At 61.9% G+C, this 19995-nt stretch carries 17 protein-coding genes; 8 read left to right on the forward strand and 9 right to left on the reverse strand.

Features of this window, described 5'->3' with window-relative positions:
• Positions 1–34: 34 nt before the first annotated feature.
• The gene (locus P0D84_RS32660; RefSeq protein WP_408343507.1) at positions 35–328 is read right to left on the reverse strand and encodes an EF-hand domain-containing protein; all 294 of its coding nucleotides are present in this window, start codon (positions 326–328) and stop codon (positions 35–37) included.
• Positions 329–825: 497 nt separating this feature from the next.
• On the opposite strand from P0D84_RS32660, the gene P0D84_RS32665 reads away from it, so the two are divergent.
• Positions 826–1071 (forward strand): hypothetical protein, encoded by a 246-nt coding sequence (locus tag P0D84_RS32665; protein ID WP_408343509.1) that lies wholly within the window; start codon positions 826–828, stop codon positions 1069–1071.
• A gap of 28 nt (positions 1072–1099) precedes the next feature.
• Here P0D84_RS32665 and P0D84_RS32670 read toward each other — a convergent pair whose 3' ends face one another.
• Positions 1100–2350 (reverse strand): arsenic transporter, encoded by a 1251-nt coding sequence (locus P0D84_RS32670; protein WP_408343511.1) that lies wholly within the window; start codon positions 2348–2350, stop codon positions 1100–1102.
• 380 nt (positions 2351–2730) lie between these two features.
• On the opposite strand from P0D84_RS32670, the gene P0D84_RS32675 reads away from it, so the two are divergent.
• The 4 genes from P0D84_RS32675 to dinB all read left to right on the forward strand — a co-directional run bounded on the left by P0D84_RS32675 (position 2731) and on the right by dinB (position 6276).
• Positions 2731–3285 carry a cytochrome b gene (locus P0D84_RS32675; protein ID WP_408343513.1) on the forward strand — a complete coding sequence of 185 codons (555 nt, stop codon included), beginning with the start codon at positions 2731–2733 and terminating at the stop codon, positions 3283–3285.
• 96 nt (positions 3286–3381) lie between these two features.
• Entirely contained in the window at positions 3382–3945 is a 564-nt protein-coding gene (locus P0D84_RS32680; protein WP_408343515.1) for a YceI family protein, read from the forward strand.
• A 48-nt stretch (positions 3946–3993) separates the two neighbouring features.
• The gene (locus P0D84_RS32685) at positions 3994–4572 is read left to right on the forward strand and encodes a YceI family protein (RefSeq protein ID WP_408343517.1); all 579 of its coding nucleotides are present in this window, start codon (positions 3994–3996) and stop codon (positions 4570–4572) included.
• 537 nt (positions 4573–5109) lie between these two features.
• Entirely contained in the window at positions 5110–6276 is a 1167-nt protein-coding gene (gene dinB / locus P0D84_RS32690) for a DNA polymerase IV (protein ID WP_408343519.1), read from the forward strand.
• Here the strand turns inward: dinB and P0D84_RS32695 are convergent.
• The 6 genes from P0D84_RS32695 to P0D84_RS32720 form a co-directional block, all read right to left on the reverse strand.
• The gene (locus P0D84_RS32695; protein ID WP_408343522.1) at positions 6243–7700 is read right to left on the reverse strand and encodes a heavy metal sensor histidine kinase; all 1458 of its coding nucleotides are present in this window, start codon (positions 7698–7700) and stop codon (positions 6243–6245) included. The genes dinB and P0D84_RS32695 overlap by 34 nt on opposite strands.
• Complete coding sequence (locus P0D84_RS32700; protein ID WP_153141202.1) at positions 7697–8383, reverse strand: heavy metal response regulator transcription factor; 687 nt, start codon at positions 8381–8383, stop codon at positions 7697–7699. Before P0D84_RS32700 ends, P0D84_RS32695 begins: the two co-directional genes overlap by 4 nt.
• 78 nt (positions 8384–8461) lie before the next feature.
• Complete coding sequence (locus P0D84_RS32705) at positions 8462–10099, reverse strand: efflux transporter outer membrane subunit (protein WP_408343524.1); 1638 nt, start codon at positions 10097–10099, stop codon at positions 8462–8464.
• Positions 10096–11319: an efflux RND transporter periplasmic adaptor subunit gene (locus P0D84_RS32710; RefSeq protein WP_408343526.1), complete on the reverse strand. Its 1224-nt coding sequence runs from the start codon at positions 11317–11319 to the stop codon at positions 10096–10098. Before P0D84_RS32710 ends, P0D84_RS32705 begins: the two co-directional genes overlap by 4 nt.
• 54 nt (positions 11320–11373) lie before the next feature.
• Positions 11374–14631, reverse strand: coding sequence for an efflux RND transporter permease subunit (locus P0D84_RS32715; RefSeq protein WP_408343528.1), 3258 nt, complete (start codon positions 14629–14631; stop codon positions 11374–11376).
• Positions 14632–15097: 466 nt separating this feature from the next.
• A complete protein-coding gene (locus P0D84_RS32720) occupies positions 15098–15532 on the reverse strand; it encodes a VOC family protein (protein ID WP_408343530.1) in 435 nt (144 codons plus the stop codon).
• A gap of 167 nt (positions 15533–15699) precedes the next feature.
• Between P0D84_RS32720 and P0D84_RS32725 the strand changes: the two genes are divergently transcribed.
• The 3 genes from P0D84_RS32725 (at position 15700) to P0D84_RS32735 (ending at position 17817) form a co-directional block, all read left to right on the forward strand.
• Positions 15700–16584 carry a LysR family transcriptional regulator gene (locus tag P0D84_RS32725; RefSeq protein ID WP_408346208.1) on the forward strand — a complete coding sequence of 295 codons (885 nt, stop codon included), beginning with the start codon at positions 15700–15702 and terminating at the stop codon, positions 16582–16584.
• Between the two features lie 165 nt (positions 16585–16749).
• Positions 16750–17388 (forward strand): LysE family translocator, encoded by a 639-nt coding sequence (locus tag P0D84_RS32730; RefSeq protein WP_408343532.1) that lies wholly within the window; start codon positions 16750–16752, stop codon positions 17386–17388.
• A gap of 69 nt (positions 17389–17457) precedes the next feature.
• Positions 17458–17817: a hypothetical protein gene (locus tag P0D84_RS32735; protein WP_408343534.1), complete on the forward strand. Its 360-nt coding sequence runs from the start codon at positions 17458–17460 to the stop codon at positions 17815–17817.
• A gap of 32 nt (positions 17818–17849) precedes the next feature.
• Here the strand turns inward: P0D84_RS32735 and P0D84_RS32740 are convergent, their stop codons facing one another.
• Positions 17850–19562: a SulP family inorganic anion transporter gene (locus P0D84_RS32740; protein WP_408343536.1), complete on the reverse strand. Its 1713-nt coding sequence runs from the start codon at positions 19560–19562 to the stop codon at positions 17850–17852.
• Positions 19563–19995: the final 433 nt, after the last annotated feature.

Raw genomic sequence — 19995 nt, forward strand, 5'->3', positions numbered from 1 at the left:
AAAGAACTTACGATCCCGCCGATGTCCGCGCTACTCAGTGCGCTGCCCCGCGTTCCTGCATGAATGCCGCGATCTGCGGCAACGTGATGTAGCCCGCTTTTTGCGTATCGATCTCGTCAAAATGCTTGGCGACCATCGGCATCCCGGCGGCCGCCTGTTCCCGCGTGAGCTTGCCGTCGTGCGTGCTGTTGGCATTCGCAAAGCGCGTTTGTAATTGTTGCGCCATGCGTTCCATGCGCTGGGGATTGCCGCCTTGTGGTGCGGCTGTTTGAGCGAACGCGACGGTGGATGCGCAGCACAGCAGCACAACGGCGATCAACTTCTTCATGACTGACTCCTTCGATTGAGCCATCGTGCGTCGCCTGCAAAACCGCCGCGATCCGTTCGATGACAGGCCGAATTCTTGGGCAAGTGCTGGCGGAAGGCAATTTCAGAATCATTTCGCCATATGTCATTGGTTTTTGGTGGCGTCGGCAAGGCGGTCACGTGCGCTCTCGTGCCGGTACCCTCCGAAATTAGTCGCCGCTGTACGCAACGCGCAATGGGCTCACTTTATTTAGGGTTCCACGAGATATTGCGGGAATTAAACCAGGTGGAAGACTGGTCTCCTCGACAGGCCACCATGAGTGCACGAGGCCACACGTCAGACAAATGAATGTGGCTTGAAAGCTATGCGTTAGATTAACATCGCGGAGGGCCGGTACGGCGCTTGCTGGATTCTGCATCACCATGGGGCGCGTCCATTAGTCAGACATATCTGTCCAACTGGCGGCATTCCGCTTGCACTGTTTCATTGCCGATCCATCTTTTCTTCTGGAATGTCAGATGAGCTATCAAGATATAGACAAAGAAATTGCCCATCTCGAGCTGGTATTCGGGCAAATTTCGATCAACGATCGCATTCCGCTGTCGTATTGGCGCAATCGTCTGCACAAGCTCCCGAACACCTCACTGATGCCAACGCAACGGGCACGCCTCGCACGGCTCGAAGCCGCATTGCGCTCGCTCGAACAGTCCGCGCAAAAAGTGGCGTCCGAGCCGCCCATGCGTTCGACCGGCACCCAGTCATGACGCAGGTCGGGATGGCGAAGCCATCCGCTCAACCGATCAAAATCCGCGCGGCAAGCGCCAGCGCGAGGGCCGGCAGCATGACCACCGCCCCTACTTTCAGAAACTTCATGAAGCTGACGTCTTCGCCCTCGCGGCGAATCGCGTTGAGCCAAAGGATCGTTGCGAGCGAGCCGGTAATCGACAGATTCGGCCCGAGGTCGACGCCGATCAGGAGCGCATCGATCACACGCTCAGGACTATGCGCCTGAATCACGGTCGAACTGGCGATCAGACCCGCCGGCAGATTGTTCATCAGATTGCTGCCGATCGCGATCATGGCGCCGGCCCAGCCAGATGTGGCGAGTTCACTGTGCTGCGTCGCGCGTTGCACAAGTTCGACGAGCGTCTTGATGACGCCGGTGTGATCGAGCATTTCGACCAGCACGAACAACGCGGCGACGAGCGGCAATACACTCCACGATATTTCCTGGATCATCGGCAGCGGCGATTTGCGCTCCTGGATCAGCACGACCGCGGCGCTCAGCGCACCGAGTATCGCGGTAGGCAAGCCGAGCGGGACATCGAAGGCGGAGACCGTTAGCAACACCACGGCCGTCACCGCAATGCCCGCGAGCGCGACGCGCCCGCTCGACGACAATTCGAGCGGCTCAAGATCGGACTCGCAGGTGCCGGCGAGCGCTTCGCGCTGGGTCCAGCGCAACAGCACATAGGTCGCCACGATCGACAGCAGCGAAGGCAGCGTGAAGCGCATCAGCCACGCGCCGAGCGCGGGCGTGTGATTGCCGTACAACACGATGTTGGCCGGATTCGAGATCGGCAGCACGAAGCTCGCGGCATTCGCGATGAACGCGCAGACGAACAGCAAGGGCAGCGGATGCGTCTTCGCTTTTTTGGCGGCGGCAAAAACGGCCGGCGTAAGCACGACTGCGGTGGCGTCATTGGAAAGGAAGGCGGTGATCACGACGCCGACCAGATAGACCAGCAAAAAGAGCTTTCCCGGTGAGCCTTTGGCGTGATTGACCGCGAATACGGCGACCCAGTCGAACAGGCCTTCGCGGCGCCCGACTTCCGATAGCACCATCATCCCGAACAGAAACAGATAGACATCCGTGCCTTTGCCGACTGCCTCGATTGCCTGATCGACGGGAAGCAGGCCCAGCGACACGAGTAATAGCGCGCCTGCAACGGCCCACACGGCCTCGGGCCATTTGAACGGGCGGGTGATGACGCCAGCCGTGGCGGCAATGGCAATACCCCACGAGAGGAAGACGGAATTCACCAAGTAAGTCCTGGATTCTGATTGCGCGCGAACGCGGGATTGGGCGCAGCATAACCCATGACCGGCATGCCGCAGGCAGTCGGGACGCAAATTGTGTGCCGCGCGATACCGCCTTGCCTGCCCGGCTACCGCACCCGGTTGATTGCGGCAATGCAATCCCGCCCATTATCGTGGGCGTGATCGACTGCGCATCCACCAGGTTAATGAAGTCAATGGGATCGCCGGCCTCAGGCGCTTTTATTCCATCCACATTAGCGTCACGGCTGGAACGATCTGTTCGATTATCCTCGCCTAGTCAATTTTCATCGGTATCCCTACTATCCGCATCTACACGCGAGATGCTGCATGCGGCAAGCACCACGACCAATGAGCATGAGTCTATGAAACCCCGACGTTCAGACATCGAGCATTACAGCGGCCCCGCGATCGCCCTGCATTGGCTAATCGCATTGCTGATCCTCTGCGGGTTCTATCTCGGCTGGATCATGACCGATATCCCCGGCTTCACGCCCACCAAGCTGAAGTACTTCTCGTGGCACAAATGGATCGGCGTGACGGTCTTTGTGCTGGCCGTGGCGCGCGTGCTGTGGCGCGCCACTCACCGTGCGCCGGCGCTCGATAGCGCGACACCCGCCTGGCAGAAAGCGGCGGCCCATCTCGTGCATGGCGTGCTGTACGTTCTGATGCTGGCGATTCCGCTGTCGGGTTACTTCTATAGCTCGGCCGCGGGCATTCAGGTGGTGTACCTCGGCATCGTGCCGCTACCTACCTTCATCGGGCCGGACCAGGCGCTCAAGGCAAGCCTGCGCACGGTCCACGTTTTGCTCAACTACACGCTGCTGGCGCTCGTTGCCATGCATGTCCTCGCGGCGCTCAAGCATCAATTCGTCGATCGCGACGGATTACTCGCGCGGATGATTCCATTCCTCAAATAACACACGCGTAAAACACGATTGGCTACGGCTTGTTGGCAATCAAATTCCCAGCGGTGTGCAATCCGCACGCGTGGGTTCGATAGGATGCATACCACCATGAAATCAAACTTTTACCACTCCATTCTGGCCGGCGTCGCCGCCTTCTCCTTGTTTAGCGCAAGTCTTGCGCACGCCGATGTCGACACGAGCAAAAGCAGCGTCATTGCCACGACGAAGCAGATGAACGTGCCCGTGGACGGCAAATTCAGGAAGTTCTCGGCGCAGTTGAATTTCGATCCGGCCAGGCCGGCGGCCGGCAGTGCCAACGTGTCGATCGACACCGGCAGCTACGACCTCGGCGCGGACGACTACAACAAACAGGCCCAAGGCAAGGAATGGTTCGATAGCGCGACCTATCCGGCCGCAACCTTCGTCTCGAGCGCGATCGCGCCGGCCGGTGGCAATCAGTACAAGATCACCGGCAAGCTCACCATCAAAGGCAAATCGCAGACCGTCGTGGTGCCGGTCACCATCGCCAGCCAGGGCAATACGCAAATCTTCGACGGCGCATTGCCGATCAAACGCTCACAGTTCGACGTCGGGACGGGCGAATGGAAAGACACGTCGGTGGTCGCCGACGAGGTCGTCATCAAATTTCATATCGTCGCTTCGAAGAAGTAACTGGACACACCGAAGCGTCACAACACTTTCTGAAACCAGGAGAAGAACTTGAAGAAACAACTTTTGCTCGCCGCCGGCGCGCTGGCCGCCGCCATGTCGTTCAACGCAATGGCCGCCGATACGTATCAACTCGACCCGACGCACACTTATCCGAGCTTCGAAACCGACCACTTCGGCGGCGTGTCGATCTGGCGCGGCAAGTTCAAGAAGAGCAGTGGCACGGTGGTGCTGGACCGCGCCGCAAAAACCGGCACGGTGGACGTGACGATCGATATGAGCTCAGTGGATATCGGCAACGACAAGCTCGACGCGGAACTGGTCACGGACAAGTTCTTCGACGCTGCCAAGTACCCGAGCGCAACGTACAAGGGCACGCAGATCCGCTTCGACGGCGACAAGCCCGTGGAAGTGATCGGCACGCTGACCATGCATGGCATCACCAAGCCGGTCAATCTGAAGATCGAATCGTTCAAGTGCTTCGTGAACCCGATGCTCAAGCGCGAAGTGTGCGGCACCGAATCGACCGCGACGTTCAATCGCGACGATTTCGGCGTCGACTTCGGCAAGACCTATGGCTTCAAGATGCAGACCACGCTGCATATCCAGGCTGAAGGCATCAAGCAGTAATAGCTTGCTGCCGCGCAACGCGCGTCGAGCGCTCGCCTGAGAACGCTCGCGTCAGTAACAAGCCTTTAGCCCACCGGGTTAAAGGCTTTTTTATTGCTGGTACGAGGTTTGCCGCGTGTTCGAGACTCAAACCGAGATTCAAACCAGGCTCGCCCCGCGCACAACCTCTTTGCCGGTGGTTCAGTCGAACGTGCTCGAGTCTTATCAGACAGTGTTCAAGAAAGACCCGCCGCCTCAGCTTGCTGACGCATGCAAGAAGGCGAAGCCGGCTTGCGGGTGACCTCAGGCGCACGCATGAGCCAGGCGAAGCGCATTCGGCCGGGCGCCATGCCGGCGCACGGATGAGCGTGGCCCGCTCGTGACACGCTCAGCCACGACGCCTTGCCCGGCGGAGCAAGGTAACATTACGGTTTGAGGTCTGGCGTGTCGCCCAGCCATTGCGTGTCGGCGGCCCCCTACTCAAGCCATCAGACAGGGCAACGGCCGCGCGCATGGAAATCATGCCGCAGCCCGCGCCGTCACCCGTTTCCGCCATCCATGAGTTCTGCAAGCCGCCGCATCGCGCATCTGGACATGGACGCGTTCTACGCGTCCGTCGAGCTTTTGCGCTATCCCGAACTGCGCGGCAAGGCGGTGGTGATCGGTGGCGGCCGCAATGGCGTGCCGCAAACGCTTGAAGACGGCAGCCGCCGTTTTGCGAAGCTGCGCGATTACGCGGGCCGCGGCGTAGTGACCACCTCCACCTACGAAGCCCGCGCGCTTGGCGTGTTCTCCGCCATGGGCATGATGAAAGCGGCCATGCTCGCGCCCGACGCGATTCTGCTGCCTACCGATTTCGAGTCGTATCGCCATTACTCGCGCCTGTTCAAAGCGGCGGTCGCCACCTTCACGGAGCGGATCGAAGACCGCGGCATCGACGAAATCTATATCGACCTTACCGAGTTGCCTGGCGAGCCGGCCGAGATCGCCGCGCGCATCAAGCAGGCCGTCAATCAGGCAACCGGCCTCACCTGCTCCATTTGCGTGGCGCCGAACAAGCTGCTGGCGAAGATCGGTTCCGAACTCGACAAACCCGACGGCCTCACGATCCTGACCCCGTCGGACGTGCCGTTGCGCGTGTGGCCGTTGCCGGTGCGCAAGGTCAACGGGATCGGCCCGAAGGCCGCGGAAAAGCTCACCGCGCTCGGTCTCGCCACGGTCGGCGATCTGGCGGCGGCGGATGCGGGGTTGTTGCAGGATCACTTCGGGCGCAGCTACTCGGCGTGGCTCATGCAAGTCGCGCAAGGCTACGACGAGCGGCCGGTCGTGGTCGAATCGGAGCCCAAGTCGATGAGCCGCGAGACGACCTTCGAGCGCGATCTGCATCCGCGTCACGATCGCCCGGCCCTGTCGAGTTCGTTTACGGGCTTATGCGTGCGGGTCGCGGAAGATCTGGTTCGCAAGGGCTACGTGGGCCGCACGGTGGGCATCAAGCTGCGCTACGACGACTTCCGCACGGTCACGCGCGACCTGACGCTGGACGAACCGACCGCCGATGCCACCGAGATACGGCGCGCTGCAACCGAATGTCTCAGACGGGTGGAATTGAACCGCAAGCTGCGGCTCCTGGGCGTGCGCGTAAGCGCGTTGACGCCGGCCAATGCGCAGCCGGTGAAGCAGCGTCTGCCGGTTCAGGCTGATTTGCCCTTTACCAGCGACGAGTAATCGCCTGCCTGGGCGGTCACGTTGGCACTCGAACGCGCCGCCGCCGGGCTGTCGCCTGGTACGCGCAACGCGGCAACAGAAAACGCAAACGTGTTGACGCCGTTCGCGCTTTCCACCGACACCGTGCCGCGATGCATCTCCGCAATCGCCTTCACGATCGCGAGCCCCAGCCCGTGGTTTTCGCGGCTATTGGTGCGCGACTCTTCCGCGCGATAGAACCGGACGAACAGATGTTCGAGCACCGCCGGCTCGATCGGTGCGCCGGGATTGGCCACCGCCACTCGCAACTGATCCGCGTCATGCGTGATCGTCACGGTAATTTCCGCGCCCGGCTCGCAGTGCTGGATCGCGTTCATCAACAGATTCGCGCAGGCGCGACCGAACAACGAGCGGTTCACACGCGCCACCGCATCGCCGCGCACCTGCGCAGACACCCGCGCTTCTTCCAGCGGAATCTCCAGAAACTCGAGCGTATGCGCGACTTCGGCCGCCAGCGACAATTCGATCAGTCCCGTCGCGCGCTCGCCCTGATCGGCGCGGGCGAGGAACAGCATGTCGTTGATGATCGCACGCATGCGTTCGAACTCTTCGAGATTCGACTGCAGCGTCTGGCGCAAATTGTCGACTGAGCGGTTGCGCGTCAACGCCACTTCGGTCTGGCCGATCAGAATCGTCACCGGCGTACGCAGTTCATGAGCCACGTCCGCGTTGAACGACTCAAGGCGGCCGTATGCGCCGTCCAGACGCTCGAGCGCGCCGTTGAACGAGTTGGCCAGATCGTTCAATTCGAGCGGCAGCGAGGCGGTATTCAGACGTTGCGAGCGGTTATTCGGGCTCACGGCGGAGGCATCTTTCGTCAGGCGCGTCAACGGTGCGAGACCGAGCCGCGTGACCGAGTAACTGAGCAGCAGCACGGCGAGACTGCCCAACGCCGACAGCGCCGCAAGCGCCGAGCCGAACACGCGCATCGTGCGGACGTTCGGCGAATAGCTCGCGGCCACCTGCAACTGCACGGGCGGGCGATTGGCGTAAGCCGGTATCGTCACCGTGGAGGTGAGCATGTCCTCAGCGCCGCCCGGCGGCGTCACGCGCGTGTAGCCACCGGGCCAGCTCTTCACCACCGTACCGTCGACAGGATTGCCATAGTGGAAATATGGATCGGCGCTCGATATCGAATACACGGTGTTGCCGTCGTGCGGCGTCATGTCGGTGAGCTTTTCGCGGGCCATGCGCCACTTTTCCGGCGTCACCGCGTGATAGACGATGATGCGCGCGATCTGGGCGCGATCGTCGAGCGATTCGCGCAGGTGGTGTTCCAGCTGGGTACGCAACACCAGAAACAGCCCAGTGCCGATCAGTGTGAACACGAACAGCGCCACCAGCGCGAACATCGATGCCAGGCGGCGCGCGATCGAGCGGTTCATGTTTGCTCTGCCTCTTCGCGGACTTCGAGCACGTAGCCCATTCCGCGTACGGTGTGCAGCAGCTTCGAGGAAAACGGGCCGTCGAGCTTGGCGCGCAATCGTTTGATGGCGGTTTCGACCACGTTCGTATGGCTGTCGAAATTGACGTCCCACACGAGTTCGGTAATGGCGGTCTTCGAGAGAATGTCGCCTTGCCGGCGCGCCAGCACGCTCAGCAACTGGAATTCCTTGGCGGTCAGATCGAGGCGTACGCCGTCGCGAGTAGCGCGCCGGCCGATCAGATCGACGAACAGATCGCCCACGGAAATCAGCGTCGACTCCTGCGAACGCGTGCGGCGCGCCAGTGCGTGCAGCCGCTCGACCAGTTCGAGAAAGGAAAAGGGTTTGGTGAGGTAGTCGTCGGCGCCTTCGCGCAGACCGCGCACCCGGTCGTTCACGTGATCGCGCGCGGTCAGCATGATGACCGGTGTGGACTTGCGCATGCGCAGCGCCTTCAGCACGCTAAAGCCGTCGCGTTTGGGCAGCATGACGTCGAGGACGATTACGTCGTAATCGAATTCGGTGGCCAGATGCATGCCTTCCTCACCGTCGAGCGCGACGTCGACGACCCAACCCTGCTCGGTCAAACCGGAGCGCAGGTAGTCCACCACCTTATGTTCATCTTCAACGATCAGCAATTTCATACGCATCCTCTTGTGTTTGCATTATACGAAACGCCTCGTTTTTTCGTTTTCTGGCCGGCTGTGTCGTTGTCGGGTGACTCACTTCGCGGGAGTCATCGCCTCCTTCGTGTTAGCTATGTTCGCGGCGGTCGCTATGTTCGCGGTGTTGGCTGCGTTCGCGGTGTTGGCTGCGTTTGCGGTGTTCGCTGCGTTTGCGGTGTAGGCTGCGTTTGCCGTGCCCGTTGTATTGCCGCGCGACTGCGCGCCCGAAACGTCCGTGCCGACGTCCCAACCGCCGCCCAGTGCCTTCACCAGTGACACCGACAACGTCATCTGCTGGCCGTGGATCTGCACGTCCTGCCGCTCGCTGGTGAGCAGCGACTGCTGCGCGGTGATGACGTCGAGATACGCGACAAGGCCGCCCGAATAGCGGTCGTTGGCGAGCGACAACAAATGCTGGGCGTCGATCACCGCCTCGTGCGACTGCTTCGACGCGCCGTCGAGCACGGACAGACCGGTGATGCCGTCCTGCACCTGCTGGAACGCATTGAGCACGGTTTGCCGGTAGTTCGCCTCGGTCACCTTGTAGCCTTCGCTGGCGAACTGGACATTCGCCGCGCGGCGGCCGCCGTCGAACAGCACCTGGCCGACGGCCGCGCCCAGCGTCCACATCAGCGTGGGCGCGCTCAGCAGGCTGGCGAACTGGGTGGTTTCCCAGCCGATGCTCGGGGTCAACGTCAGGCTCGGAAAGAAGGCCGCCTTGGCAACGCCGATCTGCGCGTTCGCCGCGGCCATCGCGCGCTCCGCCGATGCGATATCCGGGCGGCGTTGCAAGACGTCGCTCGGTAGCCCAAGCGGAATCGACGGCACCTGCACGTCGAGCACTTTGGGTTCGATCGCGAATTGCGGCGCGGGCACGCCCACCAGCGCGGCAATCGCATGTTCGAACTGCGCGCGCTGATTCAGCAGCAGCTGCGCCTGCACGCGGGTCGAATCGAGTAGCGACTTCTGCTGCAACACGTCGAGCCCGGAGACCGAGCCGAGATCGTGCTCGGTCGTCACGTAATCGAGCGCCTTTTGCTGCAGTTTCACCGATTGATTCAGCACATCGATCTCGGCGTCGAGCTCACGCAGCGAGAAATAGTCGGTGGCGAGATCGGTGGTCAGGACGAGCCGTGCGTTGGCGAGGTCGTCGGCCGATTGCTGCGCGGAGGCGGCGGCGCCTTCCACCTCACGGCGTATCCGGCCGAATAGATCGGTGTCGTAGTTGATCGTCGGACCGAGTTGCAGATTGTTCTGTACGGTCGACTGCGTCGGCGTGGCGTAATTCGTGAGCGGGCGGTCACTGGAGATTCTGAAGCGCGATGCCGCCGCGGCCGCATCGACTTCGGGAATCTGCTGAGCGCGCGTATTCGCGAGTGTGGCCCTGGACTGCTCGTAGTGCGCGCTAGCCGCCGCCAGCGTCTGATTCTGTGCGAGCGCCTGCGTTTCCAGCGTGCCGAGCGTCGGATCGCGGAACGTGCTCCACCAGTCCGGCGAGATCGGCGCATGCGACGGAACGGCGACCCGCCAGTACGAATCGGTTTGCCAGCTGGGCGGCACTTCGGCTTGCGGCCGCTGATAGTCCGGGCCGACTGTGCACGCCGCCAGCAAGGCCGCGCTCGCGGCGGCGGCCAACGCCCCTTGTGCCGTGCGTATCGTGGCTGCCCGACGAGCGCCCGCCTGCTTCGCGATCACGACGCCCCCTTGCCGTCTTTCTGCGGCTGTGTGATCTGCACGTGATCGCCGTCCGCGATCGAATCGCTCGGGTTGATGATGACCTTGTCGTTCGCCTCGATGCCGCTTTCGATCTCGAGCGACTGCCCCAGGTCCCGCGCGATCACGATCTTGTGCAACACCACATTGCCGTTCGCATCCACCACCGCGACACGTGGACCTTCAGCACGAAACAGCAAGGCATTACCCGGCACCGTCAGGCGCGCATGGGCAACCGCCGGCACCGCCACCTGCACATACGCGCCGGGCCGCAACTTGTTGTCAGGATTCGGCAAGGTCACTTCGACTTGCAGCGAGCGGGTCGGCACGTCGATCGCGCCGGAGATATGCGTGATCGTGCCGTGGAACTGCTGGTCCGGCAATTCGGCCTGCGTGACCACCACCTTCTGTCCGACCGAAACGTTTTGCGCATACGCCTGCGGCAGTTGCACATAGACTCGCAACGGGTCCGATTGCGCCAGCGCGAACAACGCGCGGCTCGTACCGCTGCCGGCATCGATCAGGTCGCCGACGTCGACGTTGCGCTGCGTGACCACACCCGCGAACGGCGCGACGATGCGCTTGAACGATTCGAGTTGCTGAAGGCGTTTCACATTGGCATCGGCGGCGGCAAGGTTGGCGACGTCCTGGCTGTACGTGCTTTGCCGTTCGTCGAGTTCCTGCTGCGAAACCGCATCGCGTTGACGCAGTTGCTGCCAGCGTTCCAGCGAGCTTTTGGCGAGGCCGAGACTCGAACTGGTTTGCTGACGCTGCGCCAAGGCCTGGGCGAGTTCCTGATCGATTTCCGGCGTATCCAGATCGGCGAGCAGTTGCCCCTGCTTCACGCGCGCGCCGATATCGGCATACCAGTGCAGCAGATAGCCGTTGGAGCGCGCGTAGATCGGCGATTCAACATTGCCGCGCAAGGTGCCCGGCAACAGGGTGTTGCCGCCATCTTCCGTTTGCGTCGGACTCACCACGTTGACATACTGCGTGGCGTTCTGCTTCGTCGTGTCGGCGACCGAGCGGTTTTGCATGATATCCGCGATCACGGTACGCAACGCGCCCACGGCAAGCAGCGCCAGCACGAGCCAGATGGCGATTTTGGCGCGCTTCCATTCGCGATGGCGCGGCGGCAAGGCGTGGCCACCTTCAGTCTCTCGCGCGGGAATCGCCAGCGATGCATGAGTTTTTTCGGTCATCTCAGTCAGCCATCTCAGTCGGCCAGTGCAGCCAGCCGTCATTTACATTGAACGTTACGCGGGCTTGCCTGCGCCGCCGTGGTCCGGGTCCGGCTCGGGGCCGTCATTGCCGTGGCCGCCGCTATCGCCATGGTTGCCGTGGTTGCCTGTCGTGTCCGTGTCGTCATCGTCGCGATGGCGGCGCGCCAGGCGGGTATGAATGCCCGCGAACACCAGCGGCACGAAAAACAGCGTGGACACAGTGGCGAACAGCAAGCCACCGATCACCGCGCGGCCGAGCGGCGCATTCTGCTCAGCGCCCTCGCCCAGCCCGAGCGCCATCGGAATCATGCCGATGATCATGGCGAACGCAGTCATCAGCACCGGCCTGATCCGGCTGGCACCGGCCTCGAGCGCGGCCGTCAACGGCGGTGCACCGGCGGAGAGCCGCTGGCGCGCGAACGACACCATCAAAATACTGTTGGCGGTAGCGACGCCCATCGTCATGATCGCGCCGGTCAAGGCCGGCACGCTCAAATGCGTGCCGGTCAGAAACAGCATCCACACGATGCCCGCCAGCGCCGCCGGCAACGCACTGATGATGATCAGCGGATCGACCCACGACTGGAAATTCACCACGATCAGCAAGTACACGAGCACGATCGCCATCGCCACGCCCAGACCGAGACCGAAGAACGAACTGCGCATGGTCTGCACCTGGCCGCGCACGGTGATCTGACTGCCGCGCGGCAGCGAGGCCCGCGCGTTATTCACCAGTTTGTCGACCTGATTCGCCACGCTGCCCAGGTCGCGCTTCTCGACGCTCACATACAGGTCGATCACGGGCCGGATGTTGTAGTGGGTGACTTCCGCGAACTGAGTCTGCGGCGAGACCCGCACCAGATTGCCGAGCAGTTGCGTCGGTCCGTTGGCCGAGCCCGACACCGGCGTGCGCAACAACTCATCGATCGACGTTATCTGATACTGCGGCGTTTGCACCGCGACGCTGTATTCGACGCCGTTCCTGTTGTTGAACCAGAAACCCGGCGAAGTCTGCGAGCTGCCCGACAGGGAAATGAGCACGTTTTGCGCCACGTTGCTCGCGCTCAGATTGAGTTGCTGCAGGCGGGTGCGATCCATCTGAAGATTGATCGCCGGTTCGTCCAGCTTTTGCTGGATGTGGGCGTCCACCGTACCGGGAATCAGCCGCACCTGTTTCAGCAGTTTGCGCGCAACGTCGAAGTTGCCCTCCGGGTTCGCGCCGGAAATCTGTACGTCCACCGCGGCGGGCAGGCCGAAGTTGAGAATCTGCGTGACGATGTCGGCCGGCTGAAAGAAGAACTCGACGCCCGGAAAACGCTGCGGCAGGATCGCGCGCAGTTTGTCCATGTAGAGTTGCGTCGGCTTGTGGTTCTCGTTCAAGGCCAGCTGAATCTCGCCGTCGAGCGTACCGATCGTGCCCGAGTTGCTGTACGAAAGATTGATACCGCTATACGGTAAGCCGAGGTTGTCGAGGATCGTGCCGAGTTCGTCGGCCGGTATGACCTCGCGAATCACCTTCTCGACTTCGTCGGCAAGACGCGCGGTTTCCTCGATGCGCGTGCCGGTCGGCGCACGCATGTGCAGACGAATGTCGCCCGCGTCGACGCTCGGAAAGAAGTCCTCGCCGAGCACGAAAACCAGTCCCATCGAGACCACGCAGAACGCGAGAAACAGACTGCCGAAGCGGCCCCGGCGCACCAGCACACTGCTGAGAATCATGATGTACGCGGCGCGCATGCGCTCGAAACCGGCGTCGAAGCGATGATAGAGCCGCATGAACAGATTCGGCCTGGCACCGGCCTTCGGCTTGTGCGCGTGGCCCATCAGCAGCATCGCCATAGTCGGCACCAGCGTGCGCGACAGAACGTACGAGGCGAGCATCGCGAACACCACCGCTTCGGCGAGCGGCACGAACAGGTAACGCGCGACGCCCGTCAGGAAGAACATCGGCACGAACACGATACAGATACACAGTGTCGAAACCAGCGCGGGAACCGCGATTTCACCGGCGCCTTCGAGAATCGCATCGTGCAGATTGGTGCCCATATGCAGATGCCGTTCGATGTTCTCGATCGTCACCGTCGCATCGTCCACTAGAATCCCGACCGCCAGCGCAAGGCCGCCGAGCGTCATGATGTTGATGGTTTGCCCGAGCGCGTGCAGCGCGATCAGCGAGGACAGAATCGACAGCGGAATCGAGATCGCGATGATGCAGGTGCTGCGCCAATTGCCGAGGAACAGCAGAATCATCGCGGCGGTCAGCACGGCGGCGACCAGTGCTTCACGCACCACGCCCTGCACCGCCGCTTTCACGAACACCGACTGATCGAACAACGCGGTAATGTGCAGGTCAGGCGGCAACGCGGCGCGCGCGCCCGGCAGCAAGTCCTTCAGCCTGTCCACGATCGCCAGCGTCGAGGCATTGCCGTTCTTCAGCACTGACATCAGCACGCCGCGCCGGCCGTCCTGCCGCACGATATTGGTCTGCGGCGAGAAGCCGTCGCGCACATGGGCAACCTCGCGCAGATACGTCGTCGCGCCGTTGAGCGTACGCACCGGGATGTCGTTCAGACCGTCCAGCGTGGGAGGCGAGCCGTTCATATTGATCGTGTATTCCTTCGGCCCGATCTTGGCCGTGCCGGTCGGCAAAATCAGGTTTTGCGCATTGAACGCATTGACCACGTCCGAAGGCGTCAGCCCTTTTGCCAGCAACGCGCGCGTGTCGAGATCGACCGAGATCAGACGCGCTTTGCCGCCGTATGGATACGGCACGGCTGCACCCGGAATCGTCACGAGTTGCGGACGCAGGAAGTTCAGCGCGGTGTCGTTGAGCGCCTGCTCCGACAGTTTCGGACTCGACAAACCGAGCTGGATCACCGGGATGCTGGAGGCCGAGTAGCTGATCACCAACGGCGGTGTCGCGCCTGGTGGCGCCTGTTTGAGCTGCGCCTGTTCGACGGCCACCACCTGCGCGATCGCGGTCTGGATGTTCGCGTCCGGCTGCAGGAACACCTTGAGAATCGAGATGCCGGCAAGCGACTGCGATTCGATGTGCTCGATGTTGTTGACCGTGGTGGTCAGGCCGCGTTCGTTGCCCGACGCGATACGGTTGGCCATGTCTTCGGCCGACAAGCCCGTGTAACTCCAGATGATGCTGACCACCGGAATATTGATTTCCGGCAGCACGTCGACCGGCGTGGTGAACAGCACGAATGGCGTCGCCAGCAAGATCAGAATGGCCATCACGATGAACGTGTATGGCCGCTTAAGCGCAACGTTGACGATCCACATGAAACGCGCCCGAGAGAATGCCGAAAGGAATTGAATCGCCGTGACTGGACGGTCGCGCTGTTTCAGCAGTCGATATGCTGAAGCCGGCAGACATGCGCACATGTTTGCCGGAACTCATGCCCGCGCCTCCCCCGGTGAAACAGTGCTTATGCTAAATCGATAGCGCCAACACGTACATGTCGCCAAAATGGCGAAATTGTCAGGAAGGCTAATGTAAGCCTTGCTGGTGTTTCAAACGCCGGCTGAGTCGTAGGACGCAAACGTTTGATAGCAGGGAGATGCACGCTTTTAATGGAATTACCAAAGGCATGTCTCGCTGTCATACCGCGAGAGATACCTTTAGATTTAATTGCGTAATGCAAATACCTTACGCCCGGATTTGCATCGTGCAAAGGACTTGCGTGAAAGTCGCAGCCAGGTAGTCAGCGTCCACTTACCGTGTTCGGCCAACCTCCCGGCGCCGGCATCACTTCGCAAACAACGACGACATATTCGCAAACGCCTTGAATTCCAGCGCGTTGCCCGACGGGTCGAGGAAGAACATCGTCGCCTGTTCGCCGACCTCGCCCTTGAAGCGCACATGCGGTTCGATGATGAAGTCGATGCCGGCCTTTTGCAGCTTGTCCGCCGCGCTCTGCCATTGCTCCATCGAAAGCACCGCGCCGAAGTGGCGCACCGGCACCGCGTCGCCGTCGACCTTGCTGGTCTGCCGATGGCCGGTTTCCTCAGGCGCGAGATGCGCGACGATCTGATGGCCGTAGAAGTTGAAGTCGACCCAGTCCGGTGCGCTCCGCCCTTCCGGACAGCCGAGCAGCTCGCCGTAGAACTCGCGTGCGGCGGCAATGCTATGCACAGGAAACGCCAGATGGAACGGCGGCAAAACGGTTTCAGCAACGCTCATGATGGGAAAACTCACAGAAAGGAAAGTGGGCTCGCGTGTCGGTCCATGAAGCGTTCCATGAAGCGGTTCAGGAAGGCGCACGCGTGAGGCAAATTTTAACCATGACTAAAAATGATGAAAAACGATATATATTTGAGCTGACCAACACCATAATCGATCAATCGACGATGCTCAACGAACTCAAGACCTTTATCGCCGTCAGCCAGTCCGGCACGTTTTCCGGTGCGGGAGCGCGCATCGGTCTCACACAATCCGCCGTGAGTGCGCAGATGCAGCGGCTCGAAGAGGAGCTCGGCTTCGCGCTGTTCGATCGCACTGGCCGCTCCGCCACGCTCAACGACGCCGGCCGCGAAACGCTCACACTCGCCGAAGAAATGATGACGCTGTACAGCCGGCTCTCGGAACGCGGCGCAGGCGCGGCGGAAAGCGGCATGCTGCGAGTGGGCGCGATTGCGTCCGCGCAAGTGTCGTTTCTCGTCGACGCGCTAGCCCGCTTTCGCGACGCCCGGCCCGGCTGGCGGATTCGCGTCGTGCCAGGCGTGTCACTGGGTTTGCTCGGACAGGTAGACGCGGGGGAGCTCGATCTCGCCGTCATCATCAAACCGCCATTCGCACTGCCCTCTGAACTCGAATGGCGCACGCTCGTCACCGAACCGTTCGTGCTGCTGGTGCCGAAAGCGCTTGCGCGTGGCAAGCGGTCATGGCGCGAGCTGCTCAGGAGCGAACCATTCATCCGCTACGACCGCGGATCGTTCGGCGGTAGGCTGGTGGACCGCTTTTTACGGCGTGCGCGACTGAATGTGCAAGACGTGATCGAGCTGGACGAGTTGCAGGGTATCGCGCAACTGGTCGCGCGCGGCATCGGCGTGGCGCTCATTCCGAATACGGCGGGACTCGGCAAGTGGCCCGCCAACGTCACCGCGCTCGAACTCGGCGACGCGACGTTTCACCGTGAAATCGGCCTCGTGCAGCGTCCGCGGCATAGCCGCCAGGCGGTGGCGAGTGCGCTGGCGGATTGCATCGGTAGCGCGGCGGGGGCGGGAGGCGGCTGAGTTGGGGGGGGGTGGCCCCGATTGTGCCGCCGCACAAACCATCAACTGTATCTGTGAGGCTCGCACGCGGGCGAGCAGAATCGTTGTTCGCGCATCGATACGCGCTTTTGACCCGTACCGTTTCGAGCGGCACGGTTTGCTGCCACCCAGATTTTCAACAAGCCCATGACCGCCAGCACATTTCTCACCGCCGATGTCCTGATCGCCTATAGCGCCTATTTCGTCGGCACGGCGAGTCCGGGGCCGAGCAATCTTGCGATCATGTCGCTCGCTATGAGTGCCGGCCGGAAATCCGCGTTGACCTTCGCGCTCGGCGTGGTGTCCGGCTCGTTTTTCTGGGCGTTACTGGCGTCGCTGGGCTTGTCGGCGGTACTCGCCACTTACTCGGAATGTCTGGTGGCGATCAGGATTGCCGGCGGACTTTATCTGCTGTGGCTAGGCTTCAAATCCGCGCGCTCCGCATTCAGCGCGGAAAAGCTGCCCACCCAAGCCGCACGCGAAGGCGAGCCGCTCAAGCGGCTCTACCTGCGCGGCCTGCTGCTGCATCTCACCAATCCGAAGGCGATTCTGGTGTGGCTCTCGATCGTTTCGCTGGCCCTGTCGCCGGCGAGCGGCACGTCGCACACCGCGCCGGTGGTGCTTGGCTGCATGGCGATCGGCGTATCCGTGTTCAGCAGCTACGCAGTACTGTTTTCAACTGTGTCCGCACGGCGCATCTACGTCGCGATCCGTCGCTGGCTGGACGGCACGCTCGCGATCATGTTCGGCATCGCCGGGATCAAACTGCTGACGTCGAAAAGCTAGGCGTGCCTTAGAGCCGCGACCGCTCTGCGATACTGTCAGCCTGATGACTCGAGCGGACACGCGAACACGATGAGCGGTAGCAATGACCTGAATCCGGCAGCAAAGCGCTCGCCACTACAACGACGGCTTTATCTGGCGGGCGCCGTCGTGCTGGTCGCCGGCCTGATCGCCGCGGCGATCATCTATGCGATGACGCCGGCGCCGGACAGCGCCGTCTCCATGTACAGTATCGCGGACCCGCGCTATCAGATCGAATTGCAGCGCATCGGCGGCAACGCAGCGGTGGTGATGGCGCAGCTTCATCAGTGGTTCGACGGTCTATGGCACGGAACGGCGCTCGCCTATACCGTGGCCGTGCTTGGCGCGCTGCTGGCCGGCGCATGTTTTTTTATCGCCTACTTCTTTGCCGACGAAGAGCCGCAGTCCTGAAGCCATCCGCCACGCCCCCGCTAAACAGGCAGTTACAACGGATCTTTAACATGCGCACCGGGCTGCTCCACGCCTGCCATGCGCAGCGCCTCATGCAGGGTGCCGAAAATACATCTTGTTTCGACGACCGGCGTGATTCCATGCCGGTCCATATCCGAGCGTAAATAGCGGTTCACGCGCGCGAAAATCACTTCGACGCCGCTGTGCTTGAGCATCTCGCACAACTCGCCGACCGAACGCGCCGCCGAATAGTCGAGGTCGGTGATCGCGCTCGCGTCGATCACGAACCAGCGCACCGCGCCCGGCGCCTGCTCGATCAGACGGCGGGCGTCGTCGACGAAAAAGTGGTCGTTCGCATAGAACAGATCGGCGCCGAAGCGATAGACGATCAGGCCGGGCGCGGTCTGAAGTCCGGGCACGGCCGGCACCGGTACCCAGATGCCGTCTTCGCCGGGCACGAGAATCATGGTGTGCGGCCGGTAACTGTGCCGCACATGTCGCAGCAGCGATAACGCCACCGCCACCAGAATGCCGTGCTCGACACCGATCAACACCACGGCCGCCGCGGTGAACACCGCCAGCGCGAATTCACCGGGACTTTCGCGGCGAATCGAAAACAGCGTTTTCAGATTGATCAGGCCGACGGCGATCGTAAACACGATGCTGGCCAGAATGCAGTGCGGCAGGTACTGCAAAAATCGGCTGAAAAACAGCAACACCACGACCACCACCGCCGCGAATACGATCTGCGCGAACTGGCTGCGCGTACCCGCGCGATCGGCCATGGCGGTTTGCGTCGGACTGCCGTTCACCACGAACGCGCCCGAAAACGCCGCCGCGGCGTTGGCGGCGGCAATCCCCAACAGATCGGCGTTGGTATCGACGGTTTCGTGGTAATGCTCGGCGAATACGCGGCTCGCGGCGGCGCTTTGCGCAACGATCATCACGAAACATGAGGCGGCGACCGGCAGCAGATCGAGCACCTGCTGCCACGTGACCGACGGCATGCGCAACGGCGGCAGGCCGCCCGCCACCGGGCCGAGTACAGAAATGCCGTGCGCGGCGAAGCCGTAGATATCGCTCGCTGCAATGCCCGCCACCACCGCGATCAGGGGTACCGGCACGCGCGGCAAAAAGCGCTTGCAAGCCAGAATGGAGACCACTACCAGCGCGGAAATAGCGAGCGTCGGCAGGTCGATCCGCGCGACATCGCGCGCCACCAGCGCGAGTTGGGCGATGCTGCTCGCGGCATGCCCGGACAAGCCGAGCATGTCGCCCAGCATGGCGATGCCGACCTGAACGCCGACGCCGGCGAGAAAGCCGACCAGCACCGTGCGCGAGAGAAAGTCAGCAAGAAAACCGAGTTTGAAGATCCGCGCGATGAGGAGAAGCGCGGCGGTGAGCAAGGCGACCATCCCGGCGAGCGCCGCATAGTCGGCGCTCGAAGCCGGCGCCATGGTCGAGAGGCGGCTTGCGAAAATGGTCGCGGTGGCGGAGTCGGCAGCCACCACGAGGTGCCGCGATGCGCCGAAGAACGCGAACGCGATAAGCGGCAGAAAGACGGTGTAAAGCCCCGTAACGGCAGGCATGCCCGCAATGCGCGCATAGCCGAGCACTTGCGGAATATCCATCGACGCCAGTTGCACGCCGGCCAGCGCGTCGCGCGCCGCCGCGGCACGGCTCAAAGGAAGCACGCCTTTCAGTACGCCAAGGCGCGTCGTGATGTTTGCCAGAAAATCTCGCATGCGCGATGCTGCCCAAAACTTAGGTTATCGCGCATCGTGCCGCGACTCGGCACATAAAGGCAAGGCTGGAGCGTGCGCCCAGCTGAAGAAGATCGCCAGGACCTGCCAGTCATTCCCGCGGCATAGCTGAACCCGAATCGTTCTATTTTGATTTAACGCCTGAACTGCCCAGTCAGCGGATCCACGTGCCGCGCAAAACCGAACAACGCAGCGATGCAGATCGGACAGGCAATGATGAATACGGCCAACATCTCACACCCCGTAACAAATTGTTACGGACAATTTTAAGCGATTGGCATGCGAAATGAATGAAGGAAAACGCAAAACATTGTTGCGGTGCATTACGGCCCGACACTGACGCGAGGCCTGCGCGCAGGGCTATTTCATGCCTCAATATGTCCGATATTTCAGTCAAAAACGCATATTTTGCCTA

Source organism: Paraburkholderia sp. RL17-337-BIB-A, assembly GCF_046025895.1.
Lineage (GTDB): Bacteria > Pseudomonadota > Gammaproteobacteria > Burkholderiales > Burkholderiaceae > Paraburkholderia > Paraburkholderia fungorum_C.